This window comes from Brevibacterium permense, from assembly GCF_013280495.1.
Lineage (GTDB): Bacteria > Actinomycetota > Actinomycetes > Actinomycetales > Brevibacteriaceae > Brevibacterium > Brevibacterium permense.
This window is the reverse complement of the sequence record NZ_JABSSX010000012.1, coordinates 39197-63532: the sequence shown is the minus strand read 5'-3', so window position 1 is coordinate 63532 and position 24336 is coordinate 39197. Positions and strand designations below refer to the sequence as shown.

The following is a 24336-nucleotide window of genomic DNA, read 5'->3' as shown; positions in this document are numbered from 1 at the left end:
CCGATCGACACAGCAGATGACGAAAGGACAGCAATGACAGCACTGCCCACCGATCAGACCATCACCGACCTCCTCACCTCCGGGCTGACCACCTGCGGAGTGGACGCATCCGTGCTTGAGGGATCGGCCGCCTCGGCGAGCCTTACGGCCCGCTCCCCCATCACGGGACAAGACCTCGGCACGATCGCCGCGGACACCGCGCAGACGGCGGCGGACAAGATCGCCGCAGCCCAGACCGCGTTCGAGACCTGGCGGGATGTGCCCGCTCCGGTCCGCGGTCAGCTGGTGCAGCGGTGGGGACAGCTGCTCGGCGAGCACAAGGAGGATCTGGCCAAGATCATCACCGTCGAAGCCGGCAAGACCCCCTCCGAGGCGGCTGGTGAAGTCCAGGAGATGATCGACATCTGCGAGTTCGCACTCGGTCAGTCCCGGCAGCTGTGGGGCAAGACCATGCCCAGCGAACGGCCGGGTCACCGGCTCATGGAGACGTGGCATCCCCTCGGTGTCGTCGGTGTCATCTCCGCATTCAACTTCCCCGTGGCCGTGTATTCCTGGAACACCGCCTTGGCCCTGGTCGCCGGTGACGCGGTCGTGTGGAAGCCCTCGGAGAACGCCGTGCTCGCGGCCCTCGGGGCACAGTCTCTGCTGGCCCGGGCCGCCGCCGAGGTGGGGGCACCGGAGAACCTCGCGCCGGTGATCATCGGCGGCCGGGACATCGGTGATGTGATGGTCCGGGATGAACGCGTGGCCTTGGTCTCGGCGACGGGATCGGTGCGGATGGGTCGCGAGGTCGGGCCCGTCGTGGCCGAGCGCTTCGGCAAGATCCTGCTTGAGCTCGGCGGCAACAACGCCGCCATCGTCGCCCCGAGTGCCGATATCGACCTGGCCTTGCGCGGAGTGGTCTTCGCAGCCGCCGGGACCGCCGGTCAGAGGTGCACGACGCTGCGGAGGCTCATCGTCCACGAGTCCATCGCCGACGACTTCGTCGAGAAGGTCGTCGCCGCGTACAAGACGCTGAGCATCGGCTCGCCGACCGATGACGGGGTGCTTGTGGGACCGCTCATCAATTCGGGTTCGTTCGATGCGATGCAGGCGGCCCTCAAACAGGCAGAGGCAGAGGGCGGCGAGATCCTCTGCGGCGGTGGCCGGGTACTCGCCGATGAACGTCCGGATGCTCACTATGTCGAACCAGCCGTCGTACGGATGCCCAGTCAGACCGCAGTGGTCAAGGAGGAGACCTTCGCCCCGATCCTCTACGTCGTCACGTATTCGGATCTCGATGAGGCGCTCGAGATCCACAACGGGGTGCCGCAGGGGCTGTCTTCGGCGATCTTCACTGCCGAACTCGCCGAATCCGAGAAGTTCCTGTCCCGATCCGACTGCGGAATCGCCAACGTCAACATCGGCACCTCCGGTGCGGAGATCGGCGGTGCCTTCGGTGGTGAGAAGGAGACCGGCGGCGGACGCGAGTCGGGTTCGGATTCGTGGAAGGCCTATATGCGTCCGGCCACGAATACGATCAACTACTCCGGTGAGCTGCCGCTGGCGCAGGGAGTCGAGTTCCTCTGAGGGAGCTGGGTCCTCTGAGCGAGGTGCGTCCTCTGAACGAGCTGAGTTCCTCGTCCGGTGGGCTGGTGGGTTGGTGTGCTGGTGGGCTGGTCGAAGCGCAGACTGTCCGACCGGCGCCTCTTCACGTCACTCAAGGGCCAGCGCTGATATCACGTGGTACACGACGCGATATCCGCGCTGCTCGTTGATTGAACAACTCTCGTGCGGGACTGCGTCCTCAGCGATCTCTGCTCACGCTCTCGCCTGTCTCTGCAGTCGAGGATGCAGAATCATGCTCACGCCGGCCGTCCGCACGCTCTCTTCGCCGCTGGTCACGGAGAAGCAAGGCGAGGCAGAGCAGCGAGCAGGCGGGAAAGATGATGAGCGTGAGGATCCAGGGGCCACCCGAACGGAGGTCCTGTTCCCCCGACAGCACCGAGGTTGCCAAGGCGATGCCCACACTGAACGCTGTGATGATGTTCCTCATGCTCCGCACCCTACGCACCGGGAAATCAAGACACAAGCATCCTTGCACGAAGTCGAAACTGCTGCCTCGTTCACGACCCCACCTCTGAGAGGTCCCCGACCGCTTGACGCTCGCCCTCGCGCATCGATCAAAGGCTCGCTCGAATCACACGACGTAAACGGGGCGATATTCGAGAAAACCCTTGAACGAGCAGGTTTCGGGCGGAAGTCGGCTGTCCGGCATACCGAACCGAGTGACGTTGAGCTCGGCTCGGGCCTGTCTGCTTGCCCACAGATCCGGGTGCGGCCGCGACTTCACAACCGCCGAGGACTAAAATCGAGTCTGGACCAGTGAACGCCGACGAAACCCTGCACCCCGCCTAAGGAGACCCCTGTGATTGAGCTGAAGACGCCCGCCGAGATCGACAAGATGGCGGTGACCGGCCGTTTCGTCGCGAAGACCTTGGCCGAGCTGACCTCGATCGCAGAACCGGGCATGGACATCATGCACCTGGAGAAGACCGCGCGGAAGATGATCGAGGATGCCGGAGCGAAGTCCTGCTACTGGGACTACGCCCCGTCCTTCGGCTCCGGCCCCTTCCGCAATGTTATCTGCCTGTCCGTCAATGACGGCGTCCTCCACGGCAAACCGCACAGCTACGTCCTCAAGGACGGCGACCTGCTCACCCTCGACTTCGCCGTCTCCATCGACGGCTGGGTCGCCGACGCCGCCCGCTCCGTCGTCGTCGGCAACGGCAGCGACGAGGACCAGCGCCTCATCGACACCACCTGGGCCGGCCTCGAAGCCGGAATCGGCGCCGCCCAAGCAGGCAACCGCCTCGGCGATATCTCGAAGGCCATCGGTGACGTCGCCGATGCCCACCGCATCCCCGTCAACCTCGACTTCGGCGGCCACGGCCTCGGCCACACGATGCACGAGGATCCGCACGTGCCCAACCGCGGCAAGGGCGGTCGCGGGCTGGTCCTCAAACCGGGCCTGACCCTGGCGATCGAACCCTGGTGGTCGTTCACCTCGAAGAAGCTCTCCGTCGACAAAGACGGTTGGACCCTGCGGCTGGCCGATGGTTCGAATGGTGCCCATTCGGAGAACACGATCGCCATCACCGAGGATGGTCCCCGAATCCTCACCACGCTCGACTGACCTGGCTGCCGCACTCTGCCGGCAAGGGGCGCCCGACGAACTCATCGTCGGGCGCCCCTCTGCGTTCGCCGGACTCCCCCGCTGCAGCGCACACCGGCCGGCTCCCTGTTGTTGAAGACGGTCTCTCGAGCAAGGAATCTCGTGTCAGCGGCCCGTGCCAGAATTGCGGTATGTCTTTCACATGCTCGGAATGCGGCTATTCGACGGTCAAATGGTTGGGACGCTGCCCCGAATGCCAGGCTTGGGGCACCCTTGAAGAAAAGGGCGCGAACTCGTCGAAGGTGAAGACGAAGGTCAAGAAATCCAATGTGGCGAAGCCGATCAGCGAGATCGACTCGACGCTCGCGCAGGCGAGATCGACGTTCGTCCCCGAATTCGATCGGGTGCTCGGCGGTGGCATCGTGCCCGGCGCCGTTGTCCTGCTCTCCGGCGAGCCGGGAGTCGGCAAGTCGACACTGCTGCTCGACGTCGCCGCGAAGATCGCCATGTTCGGGGTCAAGGTCCTCTATGTCACCGGTGAGGAATCCGCCGGTCAGGTGCGACTGCGCGCCGAACGGATCAATGCCCTGGCCGACTCACTTCTCCTCGCTGCTGAGACCGATCTGGGTTCGGTCCTGGGAATGATCGAGTCCGAACAGCCGGAGCTGCTCGTCGTCGACTCGATCCAAACTCTGGCATCATCCGAGGTCGAAGGCATCCCCGGAGGGGTCACCCAGGTCCGTGAAGTCGCCTCCGCCCTCATCAGGGAAGCCAAGGCCCGGTCTCTGCCGACTGTGCTCGTCGGCCACATCACGAAGGACGGCACCATCGCCGGTCCTCGCCTTCTCGAGCACCTCGTCGATGTCGTGTGCACCTTCGAAGGTGAGAGGCATTCGCGTCTGCGCATGCTGCGAGCGGTGAAGAATCGCTTCGGCCCCACCGACGACGTGGGCTGCTTCGATATGGAGGAGAACGGGATCAAGAGCCTCGAGGACCCTTCGGGGCTGTTCCTCTCGCGCAGCGGTGAGAACCCGCCCGGCACTTGCTTGACAGTGACGCAGGAGGGCAAGCGCCCGCTCCTCGTCGAAGTCCAATCGCTCATCACAGAATCCGCTGGCGGCCAGTCCCGTCGTTCGGTCTCCGGAGTCGATTCCTCCCGGGTGGCGATGATGCTGGCGGTGCTCAGCCAGAACGTAGCGCAGGCGAACCTCGCCAAGAGCGATGTCTTCACCGCCACCGTCGGCGGAGCGAAGCTCTCCGAGCCGGCCAGCGACCTCGCGATCTGCATGTCCCTGGCCTCCGCGCTGCTCGGCAAGCCGCTGGCTCGCCACCTCGTCGCGATCGGCGAGGTCAGCTTGTCAGGGGAGATCCGCAACGTCCCCAATCTCGGCCAACGACTCAATGAAGCCAAACGGCTGGGCATCACTCACGCTGTCGTCGCCAAGGGCGCGATGACCAATGTGGCGGCGCCGGACAAGATGGAGGTCGAGGAGTGCGAACACATCGCCGGAGCGGTCGAACTGATGCTGACGAAGAAGGCTCTTCGGGAGCAGAAGTGAGAAAGTCCGGGACTTTCGCACGGTTTTAGAGCATCCTGGTGTCATGACCACGACAGTTTTTCCAGCCTTCCGGACCACCGATGCCGCAGCGACGATCGACCTGCTGGTCACGCTCGGGTTCACCGAAAGACTGATCGTACGCAATGAACACGATCCGGCGCTCGTCGAGCATGCCGAATTCGCGCTCGACGACAACGGCGGGATCATGTTCGGTTCGGTTCGCAACGACGGGTCGGCCCTCGATTCGGTGGGCGGCAGCTCGATGTACGTCGTCGTCGACACCGAACGCGAAGTCGACCGGCTCTACCAGGAGATCGTCGATATGGGGCATGCGATCGTGCGACCCGTGGCGACTCAGGTTCACGGCGGCCGCGAATTCGACTTCCGTGACCACGATGGAAACTCGTGGGGAGTCGGCTCCTACCGCGGTGCCTGAGGACTCAGTCCTGCGGTTCCTCTGACTGCTTCTCATCCGAGGAGTCCTTCTCGCCGGATTCCTTTTCCGACTTCTTCTCCTCGTCGGCTTTCTTCTTCTCCTCCGCGGCCTTCTTCTCCTCGGCCTTTTCGGCGGCGCTCTTCTCGAGCTCGAACGGCGTCGGTTCGCTCTTCTTGTCATCGAGCTTCACGATGAGCTCATAGTCACCGGGTGCGAAGTCATCGTCTTCGCGGTTGCAGTTCTTGTCGACCTTGATCCGGTTCCACTTGAGCTTCGCAGTCTTCTCCGACTGCGGCGCGAACTCCGTGGAAGCTTCGGCATTCTCGTCTTTCGCCGCCGCGCAGTACTCCGACGACCACACGACATCACCGTTCTTCTCGACGATGAATTCCTGCTTATCGGTACCGACCTCGATGAGGCATGTGGCGGTGTGGCCGTTCTCGATGACCATGCCGAATTCGGGTTCTTTCCCGTCCTTCACGGATTTCGGATCGACCTTCGCCTTCAGCGAGACCTTGTCCTCCGGGCACTTTCCGCTCGCTGCCTTCTTATCCGGCACAGGTGCCGCGGTCGTCGATTCGGCCGGGGCAGTCTCCTCGGCAGCGACCTTGTCCGATCCGTCGTTGCGGCCGCCGATGGCTTTGACGATTCCGACGATTCCGAGGACGAGAAGCCCCAGGACGAGGAGGCTGACCACAGCAAGCGTGATGCGGCGCCGACGGTACACGTGAGCAGGCAGCTTCCCGCTAGACTGGCGAGGCTGCCCGGCAGCTCTGTTCGGCTGCGAACCACGATTGGAAGGAGTCATCGCTTTGAGCCTAGGCCGAAGCGATTGAGCATCCAAATGACACACCGAGCCGGTCCCGAATCGAATCCCTCCGGGTCGACCTCCGCCTTCCCCGAGGTGTCCGAACCTGTGCTCAGACGAGTCCAGGACACCATCATCGCCTGGTTCGAGGACACCGCCCGGGACCTGCCGTGGAGGCACCCGAACACGAGCGCCTGGGCAATCCTCGTCAGTGAGATCATGTCCCAACAGACCCCTGTCGCCCGAGTCGAACCGCGATGGCGTGCGTGGATGGACAAGTGGCCGACACCGGCCGACCTCGCCGCCGCCCCGACCGCCGAAGTCCTCCACGCCTGGGACCGGCTGGGATACCCACGCAGAGCGCTGCGACTGCAGGAAGCCGCCGAAGTCATCGCCGCGGACCTGGACAACCGCGTTCCCGAAACGACCGAAGAGCTCGAACGACTGCCGGGCATCGGGTCCTATACCGCCGCCGCGGTCTCCTCCTTCGCTTTCGGCAGGAAGACGACCGTGCTCGACACGAACGTGCGTCGGGTCCTCATCCGCCTCTTCGCGGGCCGAGAACGCCCCACCACCTCACCCGGCCGGAAGGAGACCGCCTGGGCGGCGGCCCTCGTACCCGAGGATTGGCACGTTGAGTGGAACGCCGGAGTCATGGAGTTCGGGGCCCTCGTCTGCACGGCACGCAATCCCGACTGCCAAGCCTGCCCGCTCCAGGACATCTGCACATGGAACCGATTGGGAAGACCCGCCTCGGCGACAAAGCCGGAGACTCAGAAGTGGGCAGGCACCGATCGACAGCTGCGCGGCGCGATCATGGATGTCCTCAAGACAGCGCACGTCGCCGGGGACGACCGACACGGTGTCCGGCTCGACGTCTTCACCGCCGCGGTGACCGACTTCGACCCGGCGCTTCTCGACTCACTGGCCGAATCGACGGCCACGGCGGTGGCTCGAGTGCGTGAACTCAGTGCCGACCAGGACAGGATCACTCGGCTAATCACCGACCTCGTCGACGACGGTCTGGCACAACAGGTCGACGGGCGATTGGCACTGCCGAACAGCTGAATCAGGACCCGAACGTGGCAGACGCCGCCACTGGACGGTGCGTATGCGGCAGTCGCCTACGCCGGCCGGTCAGAGCGTGGCCAAGACCGACGCCCGCCGGTGACGGGCACGATCAGGGTCTGGCTCAGAGGTATTTGATCATCCGTGAGTTGCCCAGGGTGTTCGGTTTGACCCTGGCCAAGTCGAGAAACTCTGCGACGCCCTCATCGGTGGAGTGGAGCAGCTCGACGTAGACCTCGGGCGAGACGGGGATGCCCTTGATCGGTTCGAAGCCGAGCGAACCGAAGAAACCGGTCTCGAAGGTCAAGCAGAACACCCGGTCGACTCCGATCTCACGAGCATCGGCGAGCAGCTGCTTGATGATCGCCTTGCCCACTCCCCTGCCCCGATAGTCCGGTGAAGTGGCGACCGTGCGCGCCTCGGCGAGATCCGCCCAGATGATGTGCAGGGCGCCGCAGCCGGCGAGGATCTCGGAACCATCGGGCTGTGGGTCGACGACCAGCCAGAACTCCTGCAGCGACTCGAAGTAGGTCACCGTGTCCTTGGCGAGCAGGATCCGCTCACCGGCCAGCGGGGCGACCAGAGCTTCGATGCCTTTGACGTCGCCGGTCCTCGCCCGTCGCAGGTACAGACCTCCGGGGAGTTCGTGCTTGGAATGGTGGTTCTCGGAGATCCGTCCGTGATCGAAGTCGCCTGCATGTGAGCTCATACCGACATTCAACACCATCACCGGAGGCGAACACGAAAGAGTCCGGGGAGCCGGCTGCTGCCGACTCCCCGGACTCTTATGCGTTATCCGAGAAGGTGATGAACGATCAAGCGGAGGTCTCCGAGGATCCGCTCGAACCGGACGAACCCAGCCCTACGAGTTCGCCTTCGTCATCCTCAGCGGGCTTCAGACTCTCGGTCTCGATGCCTTCGAAGGTGAACTCAGCGTCCTTTCCTTCGCCCTTGACGTCGACCTTGATGGTCTGGCCGCGTCCGATCTCCTTGAACAGGATCTTCTCCGACAGAGTGTCCTCGATCTCGAGCTGGATCGTCCGACGCAGCGGTCGGGCACCCAGGACGGGATCGTAGCCGCGCTCGGCGAGCAGATCCTTCGCCTTGGCCGTGACGTCGACCTTCATACCCTGATCGGCCAGGCGGACGTCGAGACGTTCGAGGAAGAGATCGACGATCTTGATGATCTCGACCATGCTCAGCTGCGGGAACACGATCGTGTCATCGACACGGTTGAGGAACTCGGGACGGAAGTGCTGTTTGAGCTCTTCGTTGACCCGCTGCTTCATCCGGTCGTAGTTGGTCTTCGTGTCACCCTCGACCTGGAATCCGAGCTGGAGTCCGCTCGAGACATCACGCGTGCCCAGGTTGGTCGTCATGATGATGATCGTGTTCTTGAAGTCCACCTCACGACCCTGCGAGTCGGTCAGGCGACCATCCTCGAGGATCTGCAGCAGCGAGTTGAAGATGTCCGAGTGGGCCTTCTCCACCTCGTCGAAGAGGACGACCGAGAACGGCTTCCGGCGGACCTTCTCCGTGAGCTGACCGCCCTCTTCGTATCCGACATATCCCGGAGGTGAGCCGAACAGTCGCGAAACTGTGTGCTTCTCCGAGTATTCGGACATGTCGAGGCTGATGAGCGAGTCCTCATCGCCGAAGAGGAACTCCGAGAGAGCCTTGGCCAGCTCGGTCTTGCCGACGCCCGTGGGGCCGGCGAAGATGAACGAGCCGGAGGGGCGCTTCGGGTCCTTCAGCCCGGCGCGGGTACGACGGATCGCCCGCGAGATCGCCTTGACCGCGTCGTCCTGACCGATGACGCGCTTGTGCAGCTCGTCTTCCATCCGCAGCAGACGCGAGGACTCTTCCTCGGTGAGCTTGAAGATCGGAATGCCGGTGGCAGAGGCGAGCACTTCGGCGATGAGATCGGCATCGACGACCTTGGAGGTGTCGGTGCCGGACTTGCGCCACGCCTCGGTCTGCTCTTCCTTCTCCTTCTGCAGCTTCATCTCGGAATCCCGCTCCGAGGCTGCCAGTTCGAAGTCCTGAGCGTCGATGGCGGCTTCCTTGCGGTGGCGGGCCTCGAGAATCTTCTCCTCCAGGTCACGCACCTCCTGGGGAACCGACAGACGCGAGATGCGCAGTTTGGCACCGGCTTCGTCGATGAGATCGATCGCCTTGTCCGGCAGGTACCGGTCGTTGATGTAGCGATCGGACATGTTGACAGCGGCTGCCAGGGCACCGTCGGTGACAGTGACCTTATGGTGCGCTTCGTACTTGTCACGCAGACCCTTGAGGATCTCGATCGAATGCGCCAGCGACGGTTCGGGAACCTGGATCGGCTGGAACCGGCGCTCGAGAGCGGCATCCTTCTCGATGTGCTTGCGGTACTCGTCCAGCGTGGTCGCACCGATGGTCTGCAGCTCTCCGCGAGCCAGCATGGGCTTGAGGATCGAAGCGGCATCGATCGCACCTTCGGCGGCTCCGGCACCCACCAGGGTGTGGATCTCGTCGATGAAGAGGATGATGTCGCCGCGGGTGCGGATCTCCTTGAGCACCTTCTTCAGACGCTCCTCGAAGTCACCGCGGTAGCGGGAGCCTGCGACCAGCGAACCGAGGTCGAGTGTGTAGAGCTGCTTGTCGGCGAGGATCTCGGGGACATCGCCGTTGACGATGGCCTGTGCGAGTCCTTCGACGACAGCCGTCTTGCCGACACCGGGTTCGCCGATGAGGACCGGGTTGTTCTTCGTCCGGCGCGAGAGGATCTGCATCACGCGCTGCATCTGCTCGTGCCGGCCGATGACCGGGTCGAGGTTGGCCTCGCGGGCCGCAGCGGTGAGGTTGGTGCCGAACTGGTCGAGCACGAGCGATCCCGAGGGCGTTCCCTCTTCGCGGCCGCCGGCGGACACGGGCTCCTTGCCCTGGTAGCCCGACAGCAGCTTGATGACTTCCTGGCGGACGCGTCCGAGGTCCGCGCCGAGCTTGACGAGCACCTGCGCGGCAACGCCTTCGCCCTCACGGATGAGGCCGAGCAGAATGTGCTCGGTGCCGATGTAGCTGTGCCCCAGCTGCAGTGCTTCACGGAGGCTGAGCTCGAGGACCTTCTTCGCCCGCGGGGTGAAGGGGATATGGCCGCTCGGAGCCTGCTGTCCCTGACCGATGATCTCCTGGACCTGGTCGCGCACCTGCTCGAGGGAGATGTCCATGCCCTCGAGTGCCTTGGCTGCCAGACCTTCACCCTCGTGGATGAGGCCGAGCAGAATGTGCTCGGTGCCGATGTAGTTGTGTTTGAGAAGTTTCGCTTCTTCCTGCGCGAGCACCACGACGCGTCGTGCTCGGTCGGTGAACCGCTCGAACATATTCATCCTCCTCGGTCTTCTGATTCTTCTGAGCCTAACCACCACGACCGCGGTTCTATTGCAGGTTTCGCCATCAGCCGAAACCGTTTGGCCGTGGGCGAAATTCTCTAGACTCGAGACCTGCACAGCAACGTCAGAGAGGATGCAGACATGCCCACCGATCCCACGATCATCCGGGACCTGGCCCGGGCCCACGGTCTCGACATCATCACCGATTCCATCGTCATCAACGAGCTCGGCCTCGACTTCCAGGTCGCCATCGCCGAGGCGGTTGACGGTCGTTCCTGGGTGCTCCGGATTCCCCGACGTCCGGATGTCTCCGCCCGCGCCGCCGTCGAGGGCCGGTTCCTGGGCGCCGTCGCACCGCATCTGAGCGTCGCGGTCCCCGATTGGCAGTTCCACTCGAAGGACCTCATCGCCTACCCTCTGCTGCCGGGAACACCCGGACTGACAATCGATGACTCTGGAGCCCCGCAGTGGCATTTCGATGTCGAATCCCCCGAGTACGCCGCATCGCTCGGATCAGTCCTCGCCGAACTTCACACGGTCGACCCGGCTGCCGTTCGGGACACAGGCATTCCGGAGTTCTCTCCCACTGAGGTCCGACAGCGCAAGCGCGAAGACATCGAGAATGTCGCCGCTGAGTTCGAGGTGGCGCCGGACCTGCTCCGGCGGTGGACCGCGTGGCTCGACGATGACAGCTATTGGCCGTCGTTCTCAACCGTGACTCATGGCGAGGTGTATCCGGCGCATCAGCTCATGGACGGACCCGTCAATCTCAGCATCCTCGATTGGACGACCGCAGCAATCGGCGATCCGGCAAGGGATTTCATGTTCCATCACGCCAGTGTCTCGGCCTCAGCGTTCGAGAACACGAGCGCGCGATACGTGGAAGCCGGCGGTCGGACCTGGCCCCGGTTCGCCGAGCACTGCGGCGAGCTCTACTCGACCTCGCCCGTCGAATTGGGACTGTACGCTCTGCAGACCGGAGACCCGGAGCATATGAGTGCGGCGCGAATTCAATTGAACCCGCAGAACTGAACCGACTTCAATTGCCGTGAGATGAGCACGGGCATTTCCTCGGCCACAGTGCAGGCTCCCTTGATTCGTGAGCCACTTCATCGAATCATTTGGCTGCGCCACCAATCGATATGATTTTCAACTACTCTCCACCTGGCAATTGTCTGTGATGTTTCATCACTGCTGTGTTGCCGCATCGCCGGAAGAGGGCAATTCATATTACCGAGGCCGAGCACAAAAAGCCCGAGGGGCCAGCGAATCAATTCGCTGGCCCCTCGGGCCTAATCGGAAGTTATCGGCTTTCGGATGAGCCTCTCACTTCTCCGCTGCTTCGTATGCTTCGACGATCTCCAGCGGGATCCGTCCACGATCACCGAGCTGGTACCCGTTGTTCTGAGCCCACTCGCGGATCTTCGCCGTGTCCCGCTTGGGACCCGACGAGCCCGCACGTCGGCCACGGCCGCCGGTGTTGGCTACACGACGTGCTTTGGCGATGAATGGGGCGAACGTCTCACGGAGCTTGTCGGCATTCTCGGTTGAGAGCTCGAGTTCGTACGTTGCCTGGTCGAGGCTGAAACGAACGGTTTCCGCCGCTTCGCTTCCGTCGAAATCATCCGTGAGAACGAGGCGCATTTCCCTTGCCATGTTCACTCTTTTCGTAATCAGAGGATTTTGTCGTTGTCATCTTAACATCCGGTCGGGGATTATCGTCGACTTCGCTAACTTCAATCTCTGAATAGTATTTATCTACCTGTTCGCGTTCATTGCGATCTGCACGGACGATATTCCGGAACACATACCAGAACAGCAATCCCACACAGATCGACGGGAGCAGTGCTTTGAGGATATCCAACATAATCAGATCAGCCCTCCTGAGCCGAGTCCTCCTGCGAAGAAGCCAAAGGCTTGGTGAATGGGAACAGAATGGTTTCACGAATTCCCAAACCGGTCAGTGCCATGAGCAGACGGTCGAGTCCCATGCCCATTCCGCCGGTCGGCGGCATTCCGTGCTCCATCGCCATGAGGAAGTCTTCGTCGAGGCCCATCGCCTCGTCATCACCGCGAGCGGCGTCCGCGGCCTGAGCCTCGAAACGCTGACGCTGGATGATCGGGTCGACGAGCTCCGAATAGCCGGTGGCCAGCTCGAAGCCGCGCACGTACAGATCCCACTTCTCCACGACGCCCTTCTTCGTCCGGTGCTCACGCACCAGAGGTGAGGTGTCGACCGGGAAGTCGGTGACGAAGGTCGGAGCCCAGAGCTTGTCCTGGTAGAAGTGCTCCCACAGCTCTTCGACGTACTTTCCGTGTGAGCGGAAGACTCCGCCCATGTCGACGCCGTTGTCGGCGGCGATCTTGTCGAGGACGTCAAGCCCGGTCTCCGGGGTCACCTCGACGCCGGACAGCTCGGACAGGGAGTCGTACATGCTCACGACCGGCCAATCTCCGCCGAAGTCGTAGTCCGTGCCGTCGTCGAGAGTCACGACGAGCGATCCGGTGGCTTCCTGGGCGGCATTCTGGATGAGCGTCTTCGTGAGATCGGCGATCGAATGGTAATCGCCGAAGGACTGGTAGGCCTCGAGCATCGCGAATTCCGGGGAGTGAGTGGAGTCAGCACCCTCGTTGCGGAAGTTGCGGTTGATCTCGAAGACGTTCTCGATTCCGCCGACGATCGCCCGCTTGAGGAACAGCTCCGGGGCGATGCGCAGGTACATGTCGATGTCGTAGGCGTTCATATGCGTCTTGAACGGGCGCGCCGAGGCACCGCCGTGCATGGTCTGCAGCATCGGCGTCTCGATCTCCACGAAGTCCTGGTCCGCGAAGGTCTTCCGCAGCGACGACATCACCTTGGTGCGAGTGAGCATCGTCTCCCGAGCCTGCTCGCGGGTGATGAGGTCGAGGTAGCGCTGGCGGACGCGGGTGTCCTCGGCGAGTTCGGTGTGCAGTCCGGGCAGCGGACGAAGGGCCTTCGACGCCATGGTCCAGGAGTCCGCGAGCACGGAGAGCTCACCGCGTTTGGACTTGATGACCTTGCCGTGAAGGAACAGGAAGTCACCGAGGTCGACGCCGGTCTTGAAGTCATCGAGGCGCTCCTGGCCGACTTCGCGCAGCGAGAGCATGCCCTGCAGGCGGGTGCCGTCACCGGACTGCAGTGTGACGAAGCAGAGTTTGCCGGTGGTGCGGACGAAGACGACTCGGCCGATGACGCCGACGATGGCCTCGGTCTCCTCCCCCGCCTCGAGTCCGTCGTGGGCGGCGTGGACCTCCGCGAGGCTGTGGGTGCGGGGCACCGTCACCGGGTAGGCATCGGTCCCGTCGTCGAGGAGACGCTGGCGCTTGTCCTTTCGAATCCGGATCTGTTCCGGATCGAGGTGTTCGGGTGAAAGGTCTGCGTTCTCAGGTGTCTTCGAGTCGGTATTCGCCATGCTTCAAGGCTACCGTGGACGGGCCGTACGGGGGAATTCGGCGGTCAGTCCAGAGCGCTCAGAATCTGCTGTGCCTGAGCTTCTGTGATGCGTCCCATCGCCAGCGCTTTCGCGGCCGTCGATCGGGCGAGTGCGATGTAGCTGTTGCGCACGGCCGGGTTCGATCGGCTGAGGCTGAACTCGCTCAGCGCCGCCAGGTGCGCTTCGATGGTTCCGACGTCACCGCGGCTGATCGGTCCGGTCAGTGCCTTCGGTCCGTTCTGCATGGTGTTGGCGACGCTGGCGTCGACGAGGGTGTGGAGGACGGCCGACGGATCGGCGACCCCTGCCTCGGTGAGCAGCTCCATGGCCTCGGCGAGGATCGTGATCGAATGGTTCGACGCATGGGTGATGGCCGCGTGGTAGAGGGGACGGTCCGCCTCGGCGATGTCGATCGGTTCGGCACCGAGTTCGACGACAAGCGCCTCGCCCACCGGGCGGATCGGCGCGGGCGCGGTGACCGCGATCGTCGCCTGCCGCAGACGGCTGAGATCGACCTCGGTACCGGTGAATGTCAGGGATGGGTGCAGAGCGATGGGCAGAGCGCCGAGGCGGGTCCCGGCCTCGAGGACGTCCGTTCCGTATCGGCCGGAGCAGTGTATGAGGATCTGCCCGGCATGGATGCGGCCGAGGTCGGCCAGGCCCGTGACCAAGGGAGCGATCTCGTCATCGGGGACGGCGATGAGCACGAGTTCGGCGCGTTCGGCTATCGCATCGGGGTCGAGGACCGGCACTCCGGGCAGCATGTCCTCGGCGCGTTCGAGGCTGGCCGTCGAGGTGGCGCTGACTCCGATGATCGCGTGACCGGCCTGCCGCCAGGCGGCTCCGATGCTGGCTCCGACTCGGCCGCAGCCGATGATTCCGATGCCCAGCCGTGGTGCGTCGTCCTGGCTCATCCGTTGTCTTCCTCGTGGGTCTCGATGGGGCCGTTGTGGGCCGTCTTCGCGGCGGCGTCGAAGCGTTGGCGGGCGATCCGAGTGCGTTCGGCATGTTCGGTGAAGAAGCGTTTGGCGTCCTCGACGTCCTGATGCTTCACGAGTGGGGTGATGGGTCCGGCGGTCGAGTGCACGGCCACGGTGCCCAGTTTGAGCGCCCTCATCAGCGGCCCTTGGTAGTAGCGCAGGGACTGGACCCTGACGTGGGGCACAAAGTCGACCCGGCGATCGAGGAGTCCCAGGCGCAGCACGAGCAGAGATTCGGTGAGGGCATAGGCCCGTCGTTTCCAGACGAGGGGGTCGAGGATCCGTGAGGACCGCGGCTGCGCGTGGAACAGCTCCTCCGCTGCCGCAGCGTCCAGGTGTGTGGATTTCCTGTCGTACATGGCCGACCGGACGAGGCCGTCGGCCGAGATGCCCTCAGGCAGCTGCGGGTCGGGCAGGGCGAGACCCACCATGAGCAGTGCCTGGTCAATATCGCCGACCGGCAGGAGCAGATTCTCGTCGTTCTTTCCGCCGTCGCTGGCGATGTTGTATTCGGCTCTCCACCAACCGGCCCAGCGCCACAGCAGCGGCTGGTGGAGGCAGACAGCCTGGAGCCGATCGAGCGGAATGACTTTGCGGGACGTGGAGAAGAGCCCGTGGCTGACGGCCAATCCGTCTTCGCTGATGCGGACGACGAAGTTGGCATTGTCGAGGTTCTTCTTGAAACCGGCGAACGCGGCGAAGATGCCGGGCAGTCCACCGATGAGGATCGGGAGGAAGGCCTCCTCGATTCCGACGAGGAGGAACACGACGGCGATCACGACGAGGGCGATGATCACTCCGACGGAGATCAATGTTCCCGTGCTGAGCAGGGAGGACACGATAACTCGGTGGGCGGGCACACGGATGATCTCTCCCTCTTCGCCGACATCGGCCGAGAGGTTGTAGGGAGCCAGCAGATCGTTGAGGCTCCGTTCCGCTTCGTGGGAGACGTCGTCGGCCAGGACGCCCAGGCGCTTGCTCAGTCGCACTCCGATGCTGTCGGCGCTGCGTTCGGGCACTGAGCGGTCGATGCCCGGCTGTGCTCCGTCCGCACCTGGGCCCGGGCTGCCGTGGTCACCGGCGCCGAAGCGGGCTGCACCGGCTCCTGCCGCAGCACCTGTGCCTGTATCGGGCTCGGCACCACCGCGGCCGGGTGCCGCTCCGGACTCCGCAGCAGCGGACGTCGCAGATGCGCTCTTCTTCGCCTTCACCGCTGCGAGAAGCTCATCGCGCAGCTCTTCGGCACGTTTCTTCGACAGGTACTTCAGGGAGATGTTCGAGTCAGTGCCGCCGGCGACGTCGAAGACGAGTTCGGCCATGCCGAGCATGCGCGGCAGCAGCTTCTGCTGCAGATCGATCGACTGGACACGGTCCAGACGGGCCTTGCGCAGCTTCTTCGACAGCAGTCCCCGACGATAGTAGATCGCCTCGGCGTCGACCCGATACCCCATGACTCGCCACGCCAGCCAGCTGAAGAAGGCGGTGAGGACCAGGATCAGAATGATTCCGCCGACGACGGCGAGGATCACCAGCGGGTGGGCGCCCAGCCATTCGGCGAAGGTGAGGTTGACGGACCGGCCGGAAGCGAGGTCTTCGACAGCGCTCTGGAAGAAGTTCTGCAGACCGTAGGCCGCGGCGATGAAGATACCGACGAGGACACCGAGGCTCTCGAGGATCGGCGTCAGCGGATGGACGCGGTGCCAGACCTCCGGTGCGGCCGCCTCGGTGCCGGGGTTCGGGGTTTCGGGTGAAGATGCGTCGCTCATGGTCACAGCCCGGCGAGATTCGCCTGGCCGAGTCCGGCGAGGCTGTCGCGCAGGCGATCGGCTTCGGCGCGGGGCAGTCCGGGGATCGTCGCATCGGTGGCTGCCGACGCGGTGTGCAGTTTGACGGTGGCCAGACCGAACATGCGGTCGATGGGGCCGGCGTCGACGTCGACGAACTGGAGCCGGCCGTAGGGCACGACGGTGGCGCGGTGGAACATGATGCCGCGGCGGACGAGCAGGTCGTCCTCCCGTTCGGCATAGCCGATGGCGCGGGCCTGACGGAGGATGATGATCGTCGAGATGATGCCGTAGGCGAGGACGGCGATCCAGATGAGGTGCAGCCAGGGCACCTCGGAGTTGAAGATGATGGCGAAGACCATGCCGGCGATGAGCAGCGGGACGAGCAGAGTCATCGAGGCGAGGACCTCTTTCAGACCGTACTTCGGGCTCACCCGGTTGAAGGGCACATCGGCTCCGATGGAGAAGGAGAGGTCGCGGTTCATGCTGTTTCAGCTCCCGGCGGGTCTTGGGGTGGGATCTCGCAGAATCCTTCGACGATCATACCGACGATCATGAGCACGGCGGCAGAGATCATTGCGACAAGCATACCTGCGGCCAGATCGTTGCGGATCCCCGGTGCCGACAGGAAGTAGTACCCTGCGTTGCCGAGGTACCAGCCGGAGAGTCCGGCCCCGGTCAGGGCGCTGGCCTTGGCCATGATCGCCACTCTCGCCGCTTGGATCGGGTCGATCTCCTTCGTCCGGTCTCCGTCGTTCCATTTCTTGATGGGCCAGCCGAGCAGGAACAGGATGGCTGCGAGGACGAGCATGCCGATGACGGCGAACCACGGCAGTCCCGGCAGTGAGAACCCTTGGCTTTCGAGCACCACGTCGACCACGATCGCGAGAACCGTGCCGATCACGGCCCAGACGGCGAGGGTGGACGAGGAGGTTCTCTGCATGATTCCCAGTCTCTCAGATCGCGGGCGGTTATCCAGAGGTGATCCGGGCGATGTCCTGGTCGTCGAGTTCGCCCAGAACCGCGCTGATGGGCCGTCGCCCCTGCGGAGTGTCGATGAGTGCGTCTCCGACGAGTTCGGCCCAGGGGGCGAGGACGAAGGCGCGTTCGTGAGCGTGTGGGTGCGGCAGCGTCAGTCGGGGCGTGCGACTGTGCAGCTCTCCGCCCTCGTCTCCGAAGCGGATGAGGTCGATGTCGAGGGTGCGAGGTCCCCACCGGAGTTCGCGTGTCCGACCGCAGGCGACTTCGATGCCCTGTGCCACCGAGAGCAGCTCGAGAGCCGACAGCGTGGTCGTCACGAGCACTCCGAGGTTGAGGAAGTCGTTCTGTTCGACTCCGCCCCAGGGTGAAGTGCGGAAGAGTGAGGACCGGCGGATGACGGTGATGTCCGGGTGCCGGTCGAGGGCGGCAACCGCCTGGTCGAGCGTGTCCACGGCATCGCCGAGGTTCGCCCCGAGGTTGAGATAGGCTTCGGTTTCGCCCTCGTTCTCGCCGCCCGAACCGGGCGTGGCGTCCGCGGCCGTTGCAGGCTCCCCCACCGAGGCGGCGGCAGAGTCAGCGCGTGTGCGTTCGACGCGGATGCGCACATCGTCGAAGGTCCGTTGGATCGGTGCCGAGGGTTTGTGGACGACGACCTCGACGTGTTCGCACAGGCTCAGGCAGTGGTCGGCGATGCGTTCGGCCAGCGTTTCGATGAGGTCGAAGGTGTTGTTCTCGACGATTCCGGCGACGTCTTCGGCGAGTTCGCCGTAGTGGATCGTCTCGGCGAGGTCGTCGGTGGCCGCGGCACGTGCGACGGAGGTGTGGAGGGTGACGTCGATGACGAAGTCCTGGCCGTCTCGTTTCTCGAAGTCGCAGACGCCGTGGTTTCCGCGCACCGTCAGTCCGCGCAGTTCGATGCGGTCGGGGGCCGCCTCTGCGCCGGTCATCGCCCGGCTCCCTCAGTCCCGGAGTCCGCTGCCGAGTGTGCCGCTGCTGCGGAGTGTTCCCTGACCGCGGCGATGACCTTGCAGGCGACCGCCGAGGTGGCCGGATCGTGGACGCGGACCGCCCAGGCACCGGCCTGCGCGGAGATCGCGGAGATCGTGGCCGTGGCCTGATCCTTCGCCGCCTGTTCGGCCTGTATCGGGTCGTCGGGGCTGAGCAGGGAGGCGATGAAGCGCTTCCGGCTGGCGGCGACGAGGAGTCGGTGGTCGAGGGCGGCGAATTCGTCGAGCGCGGAGAGCAGCTGCCAGTTGTGTTCGGCGTTCTTCGAGAACCCGAGGCCGGGGTCGACGATGATATTCGCAGGTTCGACGCCGACCGCGATGGCTTCGTCGATGCGGGTGCGCAGCTCGGAGATCACCTCGGCGACGACATCGTCGTAGTGGAACGTCGCGGAAGCCTGATCGAGGTAGCCGCGCCAGTGCATGAGCACGATGGGAGCTCCGGACTCGGCGGCGACGCTGAGCATGGTGGGGTCCGACTGTCCGGCAGAGACGTCGTTGATGATATGAGCTCCGGCTGCCAGGGATTCTGCGGCGACGCGGGCACGCATCGTGTCGACGCTGATGACAGCTCCGGCTGCGGCGAGCTCACGGACGACCGGGACGACTCGGCGCAGCTCTTCGGCTTCGTCGACGCGGGCCGATCCCGGACGCGTCGATTCGCCGCCGACGTCGATGATGTCGGCACCGGCTGCCATGAGTTCGAGTCCGTGGGCGACGGCCCGGTCATGGTCGAACCACAGCCCGCCGTCGGAGAAGGAGTCGGGGGTGACATTGAGGACGCCCATGATCTGCGTCGTCTTCGCGGCTGTTTCGTCCATCGCTGTGTGATCCGTGTTCTGCCTCAGCGACCGAGGATGAGACTCATCGCTTCTGCTCGGGAGGCGCTTTCGCGCAGCTGCCCGCGCACGGCCGAGGTGATGGTCGAGGCTCCGGGCTTGCGCACTCCGCGCATGGTCATGCACAGGTGTTCGGCTTCGACGACGACGATGACGCCCTGCGGTTCGAGATGATCGACGAGCGCGTCGGCGATCTGTGAGGTCAGGCGTTCCTGCACCTGGGGGCGCCGCGCATAGATCTCGACGAGGCGGGCCAGTTTCGACAGTCCCGTGATCTTGCCGTTCTTGCTCGGGATGTAGCCGATGTGGGCGACTCCGTGGAAGGGCACGAGGTGGTGTTCGCAGGTCGAGTAGAGGTCGATATCGCGGACGAGGACGAGTTCCTCGTGGCTGATGTCGAAGGTGACGCCGAGGACTTCGGCCGGGTCGCGGTGGAGTCCGGCGAAGATCTCCTCATAGGCCCGGGCCACTCGGTCCGGGGTCTCGAGCAGACCCTCCCTGTCAGGGTCTTCACCCACGGCGATGAGGATCTCACGCACGGCAGCGGCGATGCGCTCCTGATCGACCCTGTTCTCCTGCCCGGCGGGGGCGGGGCCGAGACCGGCGGAGACCGCTTCGATATCGGCCATCAGTCCTGGTTCCCTCTGTCTTCGTTCGTGTCGTTCGTCGCCGGTCCCCCGGTTCCCGGACCGCTTGTGCCTGGTCCTCCGGTCGGTCCCCCGGTGGGGCCGCCCGTCGGGCCGGTGGGGCCGTTCGGGTTCTCGGGTCCCTGCGGGTTGTGCGGGACGTGGGGTCCGCTGACGCCCGTGGGTCCGGCTCCGGGGATGTCGGTGGTGTCCACCTCGGCGCCGGTCGATCCTTCACCGTCTTTGCGTTCGCTCTGCGGTGCGGGCGGAACGATGGGGCCGCGTTCGGACACGGGGCGATCGTCGTGGGCCAGCCACACTTCGCGGGTGGCGCGTTTGACGACGGGGGCGAAGATCTCTTCGAGGGCGGCCTGGTCCAGCGTTTCGCGTTCGAGCAGCTGGTAGGCGAGGTTGTCGAGCACATCGCGGTTGTGCGTCAGCGCCCAGTAGGCGTCGGCGTGCGCGGAGTCGATGAGACCGCGGACCTCGCGATCGATCGAGGACAGGGTCGAATCCCCGTATTCGTCGCCGCCGCCGTAACCGCGGCCGGCGAAGGGTTCGGACTGGTCGTCGCCGATCTTGACCATGCCCAGTTTCTCGCTCATTCCGTACTGGGTGACCATCTTCCGGGCGATGTTCGTCGCCTTCTCGATGTCATTGCTGGCACCTGTGGTCGGGTCGTGGAAGACGATCTCCTCGGCCACACGCCCGCCCATGGCGTAGGCGAGCTGGTCGAGCAGCTCGTTGCGGGTCGTCGAGTATTTGTCCTCGCTGGGCAACACCATCGTGTAGCCGAGTGCGCGTCCGCGCGGGAGGATCGTCACCTTCGTCACCGGGTCGGTCTGATTCATGGCCGCGGCGACCAGTGCGTGCCCGCCCTCGTGGTAGGCGGTGACGAGGCGTTCCTTGTCGTTCATCAGTCGCGTCCGCTTCTGCGGGCCGGCGATGACACGATCGATGGCCTCATCCAGGATCCGGTTGTCGATGACCTTCGCATTCTCACGTGCGGTGAGCAGGGCCGCCTCGTTGAGGACATTGGCCAGGTCCGCACCGGAGAATCCGGGGGTCCGCTTCGCCACCTGCCCGAGGTCGACCTCGTCGGCCAGCGGCTTGTCGGCGGCGTGGACCTCGAGGATGTGCTTGCGGCCCTTCATATCAGGGGCTTCGACGGGGATCTGCCGGTCGAAGCGGCCGGGACGCAGCAGCGCCGGATCAAGGACGTCGGGACGGTTGGTCGCGGCGATGAGGATGACGTTCGTCTTGACGTCGAATCCGTCCATCTCGACGAGCAGCTGGTTGAGAGTCTGTTCGCGCTCGTCGTGTCCGCCGCCCATTCCGGCGCCGCGCTGGCGGCCGACGGCGTCGATCTCGTCGATGAAGATGATGCAGGGGGCGTTCGACTTCGCCTGTTCGAACAGGTCACGAACTCGGGAGGCACCGACGCCGACGTACATCTCGACGAAGTCGGAACCGGAGATCGAGTAGAACGGGACTCCGGCCTCACCGGCGACGGCTTTGGCCAGCAGGGTCTTGCCCGTACCGGGCTGTCCGTAGAGGAGCACGCCCTTGGGGATCTTCGCTCCCACGGCCTTGAACTTCTCCGGCTCGGCGAGGAACTCCTTGATCTCTTCGAGCTCTTCGAGCGCCTCGTCGACGCCGGCGACGTCCTTGAAGGTGACGTCCGGGTTCTCCTTGTTGACGAGCTTCGCCTTCGACTTGCCGAAGTTCATCATCTTCCCGCCCGACATCTGCGAGATGAGGAACCAGAAGACGACGAAGATGATGACGAACGGGATGAGCGTGCCCAGCAGCGACATCAGCCAGCTCTGTTTGGGCACCTCGTCGGTGAAGCCCTTGTCCGGGCCGGCGGAGTCGACGGCCTTGACGACCTGCTCTCCGCGCTGTTCGACGTAGAAGAACTGGACCTTTTTGCCGAAGTCCTTGCCGTCGACCTTGTAGTCGTCCTTGAGAGTGAGGTCGACGCGCTGGTCATTGTCGACGATCTTGGCCTGTTCGACCTTGTCGTCCTTGAGTAACTGCAGACCCTGTTCGGTGTCGATCTGGTTGAACCCGGACTGACTGAACAGCAGAGCACCGATCGATACGACGAGCAGCGCCAGGACGATCCAGACCAATGGGCCCTTCGTCGCCTTGTTCAGCAGGGGGCGACGTTTGTTCGACTCGGCCATAAGTCCTCTCAGGAAAAAGATGTGGGCAACCGTTTCAGGCTACCGAGGCTGCCTGGGAACATCCCCCACAGCCTAGTACTTCGCACCCCTATAGCCCGAATGCGTGCCGAATCTGTTCCGTCACAGACCCCGGACTAGGCCCGGGTTCGCCGCGGGCGTAAAAAGCAGTGCCGGCGGACTCAGCTGTAGACGTGCTGGGCCAGGGTCGCCACGAACGGCACATTGCGGTACTTCTCCGCATAGTCGAGGCCGTAGCCGATGACGAATTCATTGGGCACGTCGAAGCCGACGTACTTGACGTCGATGTCGACCTTGACGGCTTCGGGTTTGCGCAGCATAGTGCAGATCTCGACGGTGGCAGCTCCGCGGCTGCGCAGGTTCTGGACCAGCCAGGACAGAGTGAGGCCGGAGTCGATGATGTCTTCGACGATGAGGACGTGCCGATCGGTGAGGTCGGTGTCGAGGTCCTTGAGGATCCGCACGACGCCGGAGGACTTGGTGCCCGAACCGTAGGAGGACACGGCCATCCAGTCCATCGTCACAGGCGAGTGCAGGGCGCGGGCGAGGTCGGCCATGACCATGACGGCGCCTTTGAGGACGCCGACGAGGAGGATGTCCTTGTCTTTGTAGTCTGCATCGATGGCGGCGGCCAGTTCAACGAGTCGTGCGGCTATCTGCTCTTCCGAGACGAGTACTTTTTCGATGTCATTGCCGAGATCGTTGATGTCCACGAGTGTCGATTCTCCTCAGATGCGGGTCCTGGAGATTCCATTATGGGTCACTTTGCCTCACCGGTGCCAGTGGGCCCCGATGTCGGTGCCAGTTCGTCATCGACAGCTCCCGGACCGGCCGACAGCCAACCGGTGATCGCCATAAGTGCGGAGATGATGACCATGAACCACAGCGGCACCTGCCAGCCGCCGCTGATGCCGAGCAGTCCGCCCACGGCCAGCGGGCACAGTGCGGCGAGCACATAGCCCGACGACTGGACGAAGGCCGAGGTCGAGGCCGTGACCGAGACATCGCGGGTGCGAGAGGTGATGAGCGCCAGCGCGGCGGGGAACGCGAATCCGCCGTAGCCGAGCAGAATCGCCCACAGCCAGGGCACGGTGGCCGGGCCGAGCAGCAGCCCCGTATAGCCGGCAACGGCACTGGCACCGAAGGAGACGAGGAAGGCACGCGGAGCGATGTTTCGGACAATGATCTGCGGGGCGAGGAATCCGCCGGGCAGACCGCCGAAGGTGACGATCGTGAGCATGATCCCGGCGCCGAAGGGGTCGAGTCCGGCGTCGCGATAGATCTGCGGCAGCCACCCGAACTGGAGGTAGGCGTTGGCCGATTGGAGACCGAAGAACATCGCCATATACCGCGCCTTGGGCGAGGAGAAGACAGCTCGCCGGGGCGGCGCCTCCTCCTTCTGCCCACCGTGCTCCGCAGCCTGTCCGGAGAGGACGGGCACGGACTTCAGTGTCCGCAGCACCGTCCAGGTGACGAGCGCGGACAAGGGCAGGACCAGCCAGAAGCCGAGACCGAAGCGCCACCCGCCGAACTGCTCGGCCAGGGGCGCAGTCAGCAGCGAGGGCAGCATCGAACCGAGACCGAGCGAGACCGTGAACGTCGTCGCGCCCAGGGTGGGCCGGTGCGGGAAGCGGGACTTGACGTAGACCGGCAGGATGACGTTGCCGACCGACATTCCCGCCAGGGCGAGGACCGTGAGCAGAGCGAAGGCCACCCATTCGGTGACGATGGCGCGCAGACCGATGCCTGCCACGATGAGGGCGGCGCTCAGGGCCAGAGCGGAGAACAGACCGAGGCGCTTGAGCAGGGGTACGGCGATGATGCCACAGACGGCGAACACGAGTCCCGGCAGAGCCGTGAGCAGACCGGTCTGCCATTCGGCCAGGGAGAATCCGTCGCTGACTTCAAAGAGCACAGGCCCCAGGGAGGAGGCGGCTGGGCGCAGCGAGGCGGCGATGAGGACGAGGCAGGCCAGGGCCAGAACGTCGAGGCCGCGGTTGCGTCGGAATCCCTGCACGGGCGAAGTCGTCATGGCCTCATCCTTTCAGACCGCTGCAGTCGTCGTGCGCG

General features: G+C 64.3%; 21 protein-coding genes. 6 read left to right on the top strand and 15 right to left on the bottom strand.

Features of this window, described 5'->3' with window-relative positions; all coding sequences use genetic code 11:
- Positions 1–33 precede the first annotated feature (33 nt).
- The 4 genes from amaB (at position 34) to HK353_RS14070 (ending at position 5149) form a co-directional block, all read left to right on the top strand.
- Positions 34–1569, top strand: coding sequence for an L-piperidine-6-carboxylate dehydrogenase (gene amaB, locus HK353_RS14085; protein WP_173157116.1), 1536 nt, complete (start codon positions 34–36; stop codon positions 1567–1569).
- Positions 1570–2407: 838 nt separating this feature from the next.
- Positions 2408–3175, top strand: coding sequence for a type I methionyl aminopeptidase (gene map / locus HK353_RS14080; RefSeq protein ID WP_173157114.1), 768 nt, complete (start codon positions 2408–2410; stop codon positions 3173–3175).
- Between the two features lie 170 nt (positions 3176–3345).
- The gene (radA, locus tag HK353_RS14075) at positions 3346–4713 is read left to right on the top strand and encodes a DNA repair protein RadA (protein ID WP_173157112.1); all 1368 of its coding nucleotides are present in this window, start codon (positions 3346–3348) and stop codon (positions 4711–4713) included.
- A 43-nt stretch (positions 4714–4756) separates the two neighbouring features.
- Complete coding sequence (locus HK353_RS14070; RefSeq protein ID WP_173157110.1) at positions 4757–5149, top strand: VOC family protein; 393 nt, start codon at positions 4757–4759, stop codon at positions 5147–5149.
- 4 nt (positions 5150–5153) lie between these two features.
- Here HK353_RS14070 and HK353_RS14065 read toward each other — a convergent pair whose 3' ends face one another.
- A complete protein-coding gene (locus tag HK353_RS14065; protein ID WP_245396031.1) occupies positions 5154–5957 on the bottom strand; it encodes a hypothetical protein in 804 nt (267 codons plus the stop codon).
- A 36-nt stretch (positions 5958–5993) separates the two neighbouring features.
- Between HK353_RS14065 and HK353_RS14060 the strand changes: the two genes are divergently transcribed.
- Positions 5994–7025 carry an A/G-specific adenine glycosylase gene (locus tag HK353_RS14060; RefSeq protein WP_173157108.1) on the top strand — a complete coding sequence of 344 codons (1032 nt, stop codon included), beginning with the start codon at positions 5994–5996 and terminating at the stop codon, positions 7023–7025.
- 124 nt (positions 7026–7149) lie between these two features.
- On the opposite strand, the gene HK353_RS14055 is transcribed toward HK353_RS14060, so the two are convergent.
- Together HK353_RS14055 and HK353_RS14050 are read right to left on the bottom strand one after the other, a co-directional pair.
- Positions 7150–7734: an amino-acid N-acetyltransferase gene (locus tag HK353_RS14055; RefSeq protein ID WP_173157106.1), complete on the bottom strand. Its 585-nt coding sequence runs from the start codon at positions 7732–7734 to the stop codon at positions 7150–7152.
- 106 nt (positions 7735–7840) lie between these two features.
- A complete protein-coding gene (locus HK353_RS14050; protein ID WP_173157104.1) occupies positions 7841–10381 on the bottom strand; it encodes an ATP-dependent Clp protease ATP-binding subunit in 2541 nt (846 codons plus the stop codon).
- 150 nt (positions 10382–10531) lie between these two features.
- On the opposite strand from HK353_RS14050, the gene HK353_RS14045 reads away from it, so the two are divergent.
- Positions 10532–11422: a macrolide 2'-phosphotransferase gene (locus HK353_RS14045; RefSeq protein ID WP_173157102.1), complete on the top strand. Its 891-nt coding sequence runs from the start codon at positions 10532–10534 to the stop codon at positions 11420–11422.
- A gap of 294 nt (positions 11423–11716) precedes the next feature.
- Here the strand turns inward: HK353_RS14045 and HK353_RS14040 are convergent, their stop codons facing one another.
- From HK353_RS14040 to HK353_RS13985, 12 genes are all read right to left on the bottom strand, one after another.
- On the bottom strand, positions 11717–12046 hold the full coding sequence (locus HK353_RS14040) for a histone-like nucleoid-structuring protein Lsr2 (protein ID WP_092015973.1): 330 nt from the start codon (positions 12044–12046) through the stop codon (positions 11717–11719).
- Between the two features lie 218 nt (positions 12047–12264).
- Positions 12265–13824 carry a lysine--tRNA ligase gene (gene lysS / locus HK353_RS14035; protein ID WP_173157100.1) on the bottom strand — a complete coding sequence of 520 codons (1560 nt, stop codon included), beginning with the start codon at positions 13822–13824 and terminating at the stop codon, positions 12265–12267.
- 44 nt (positions 13825–13868) lie between these two features.
- A complete protein-coding gene (locus HK353_RS14030) occupies positions 13869–14759 on the bottom strand; it encodes a Rossmann-like and DUF2520 domain-containing protein (protein WP_173157098.1) in 891 nt (296 codons plus the stop codon).
- Positions 14756–16591: a PH domain-containing protein gene (locus tag HK353_RS14025; RefSeq protein WP_173157095.1), complete on the bottom strand. Its 1836-nt coding sequence runs from the start codon at positions 16589–16591 to the stop codon at positions 14756–14758. The genes HK353_RS14030 and HK353_RS14025 overlap by 4 nt, the downstream gene beginning before the upstream one ends.
- A gap of 2 nt (positions 16592–16593) precedes the next feature.
- On the bottom strand, positions 16594–17094 hold the full coding sequence (locus HK353_RS14020; protein ID WP_173157093.1) for a PH domain-containing protein: 501 nt from the start codon (positions 17092–17094) through the stop codon (positions 16594–16596).
- Complete coding sequence (locus HK353_RS14015) at positions 17091–17552, bottom strand: DUF3180 domain-containing protein (protein ID WP_173157091.1); 462 nt, start codon at positions 17550–17552, stop codon at positions 17091–17093. The genes HK353_RS14020 and HK353_RS14015 overlap by 4 nt, the downstream gene beginning before the upstream one ends.
- Before the next feature lie 28 nt (positions 17553–17580).
- The gene (folK, locus tag HK353_RS14010) at positions 17581–18537 is read right to left on the bottom strand and encodes a 2-amino-4-hydroxy-6-hydroxymethyldihydropteridine diphosphokinase (RefSeq protein WP_173157089.1); all 957 of its coding nucleotides are present in this window, start codon (positions 18535–18537) and stop codon (positions 17581–17583) included.
- Positions 18534–19415, bottom strand: a complete 882-nt coding sequence (gene folP, locus HK353_RS14005) for a dihydropteroate synthase (RefSeq protein ID WP_217278484.1) — start codon at positions 19413–19415, stop codon at positions 18534–18536. The genes folK and folP overlap by 4 nt, the downstream gene beginning before the upstream one ends.
- A gap of 23 nt (positions 19416–19438) precedes the next feature.
- A complete protein-coding gene (gene folE, locus HK353_RS14000; RefSeq protein ID WP_173157087.1) occupies positions 19439–20062 on the bottom strand; it encodes a GTP cyclohydrolase I FolE in 624 nt (207 codons plus the stop codon).
- On the bottom strand, positions 20062–22248 hold the full coding sequence (ftsH, locus tag HK353_RS13995) for an ATP-dependent zinc metalloprotease FtsH (protein ID WP_173157086.1): 2187 nt from the start codon (positions 22246–22248) through the stop codon (positions 20062–20064). Before ftsH ends, folE begins: the two co-directional genes overlap by 1 nt.
- Before the next feature lie 179 nt (positions 22249–22427).
- Complete coding sequence (hpt, locus tag HK353_RS13990; protein WP_101545800.1) at positions 22428–22979, bottom strand: hypoxanthine phosphoribosyltransferase; 552 nt, start codon at positions 22977–22979, stop codon at positions 22428–22430.
- Positions 22980–23026: 47 nt separating this feature from the next.
- Positions 23027–24298 carry an MFS transporter gene (locus tag HK353_RS13985; RefSeq protein WP_173157084.1) on the bottom strand — a complete coding sequence of 424 codons (1272 nt, stop codon included), beginning with the start codon at positions 24296–24298 and terminating at the stop codon, positions 23027–23029.
- Positions 24299–24336 lie beyond the last annotated feature (38 nt).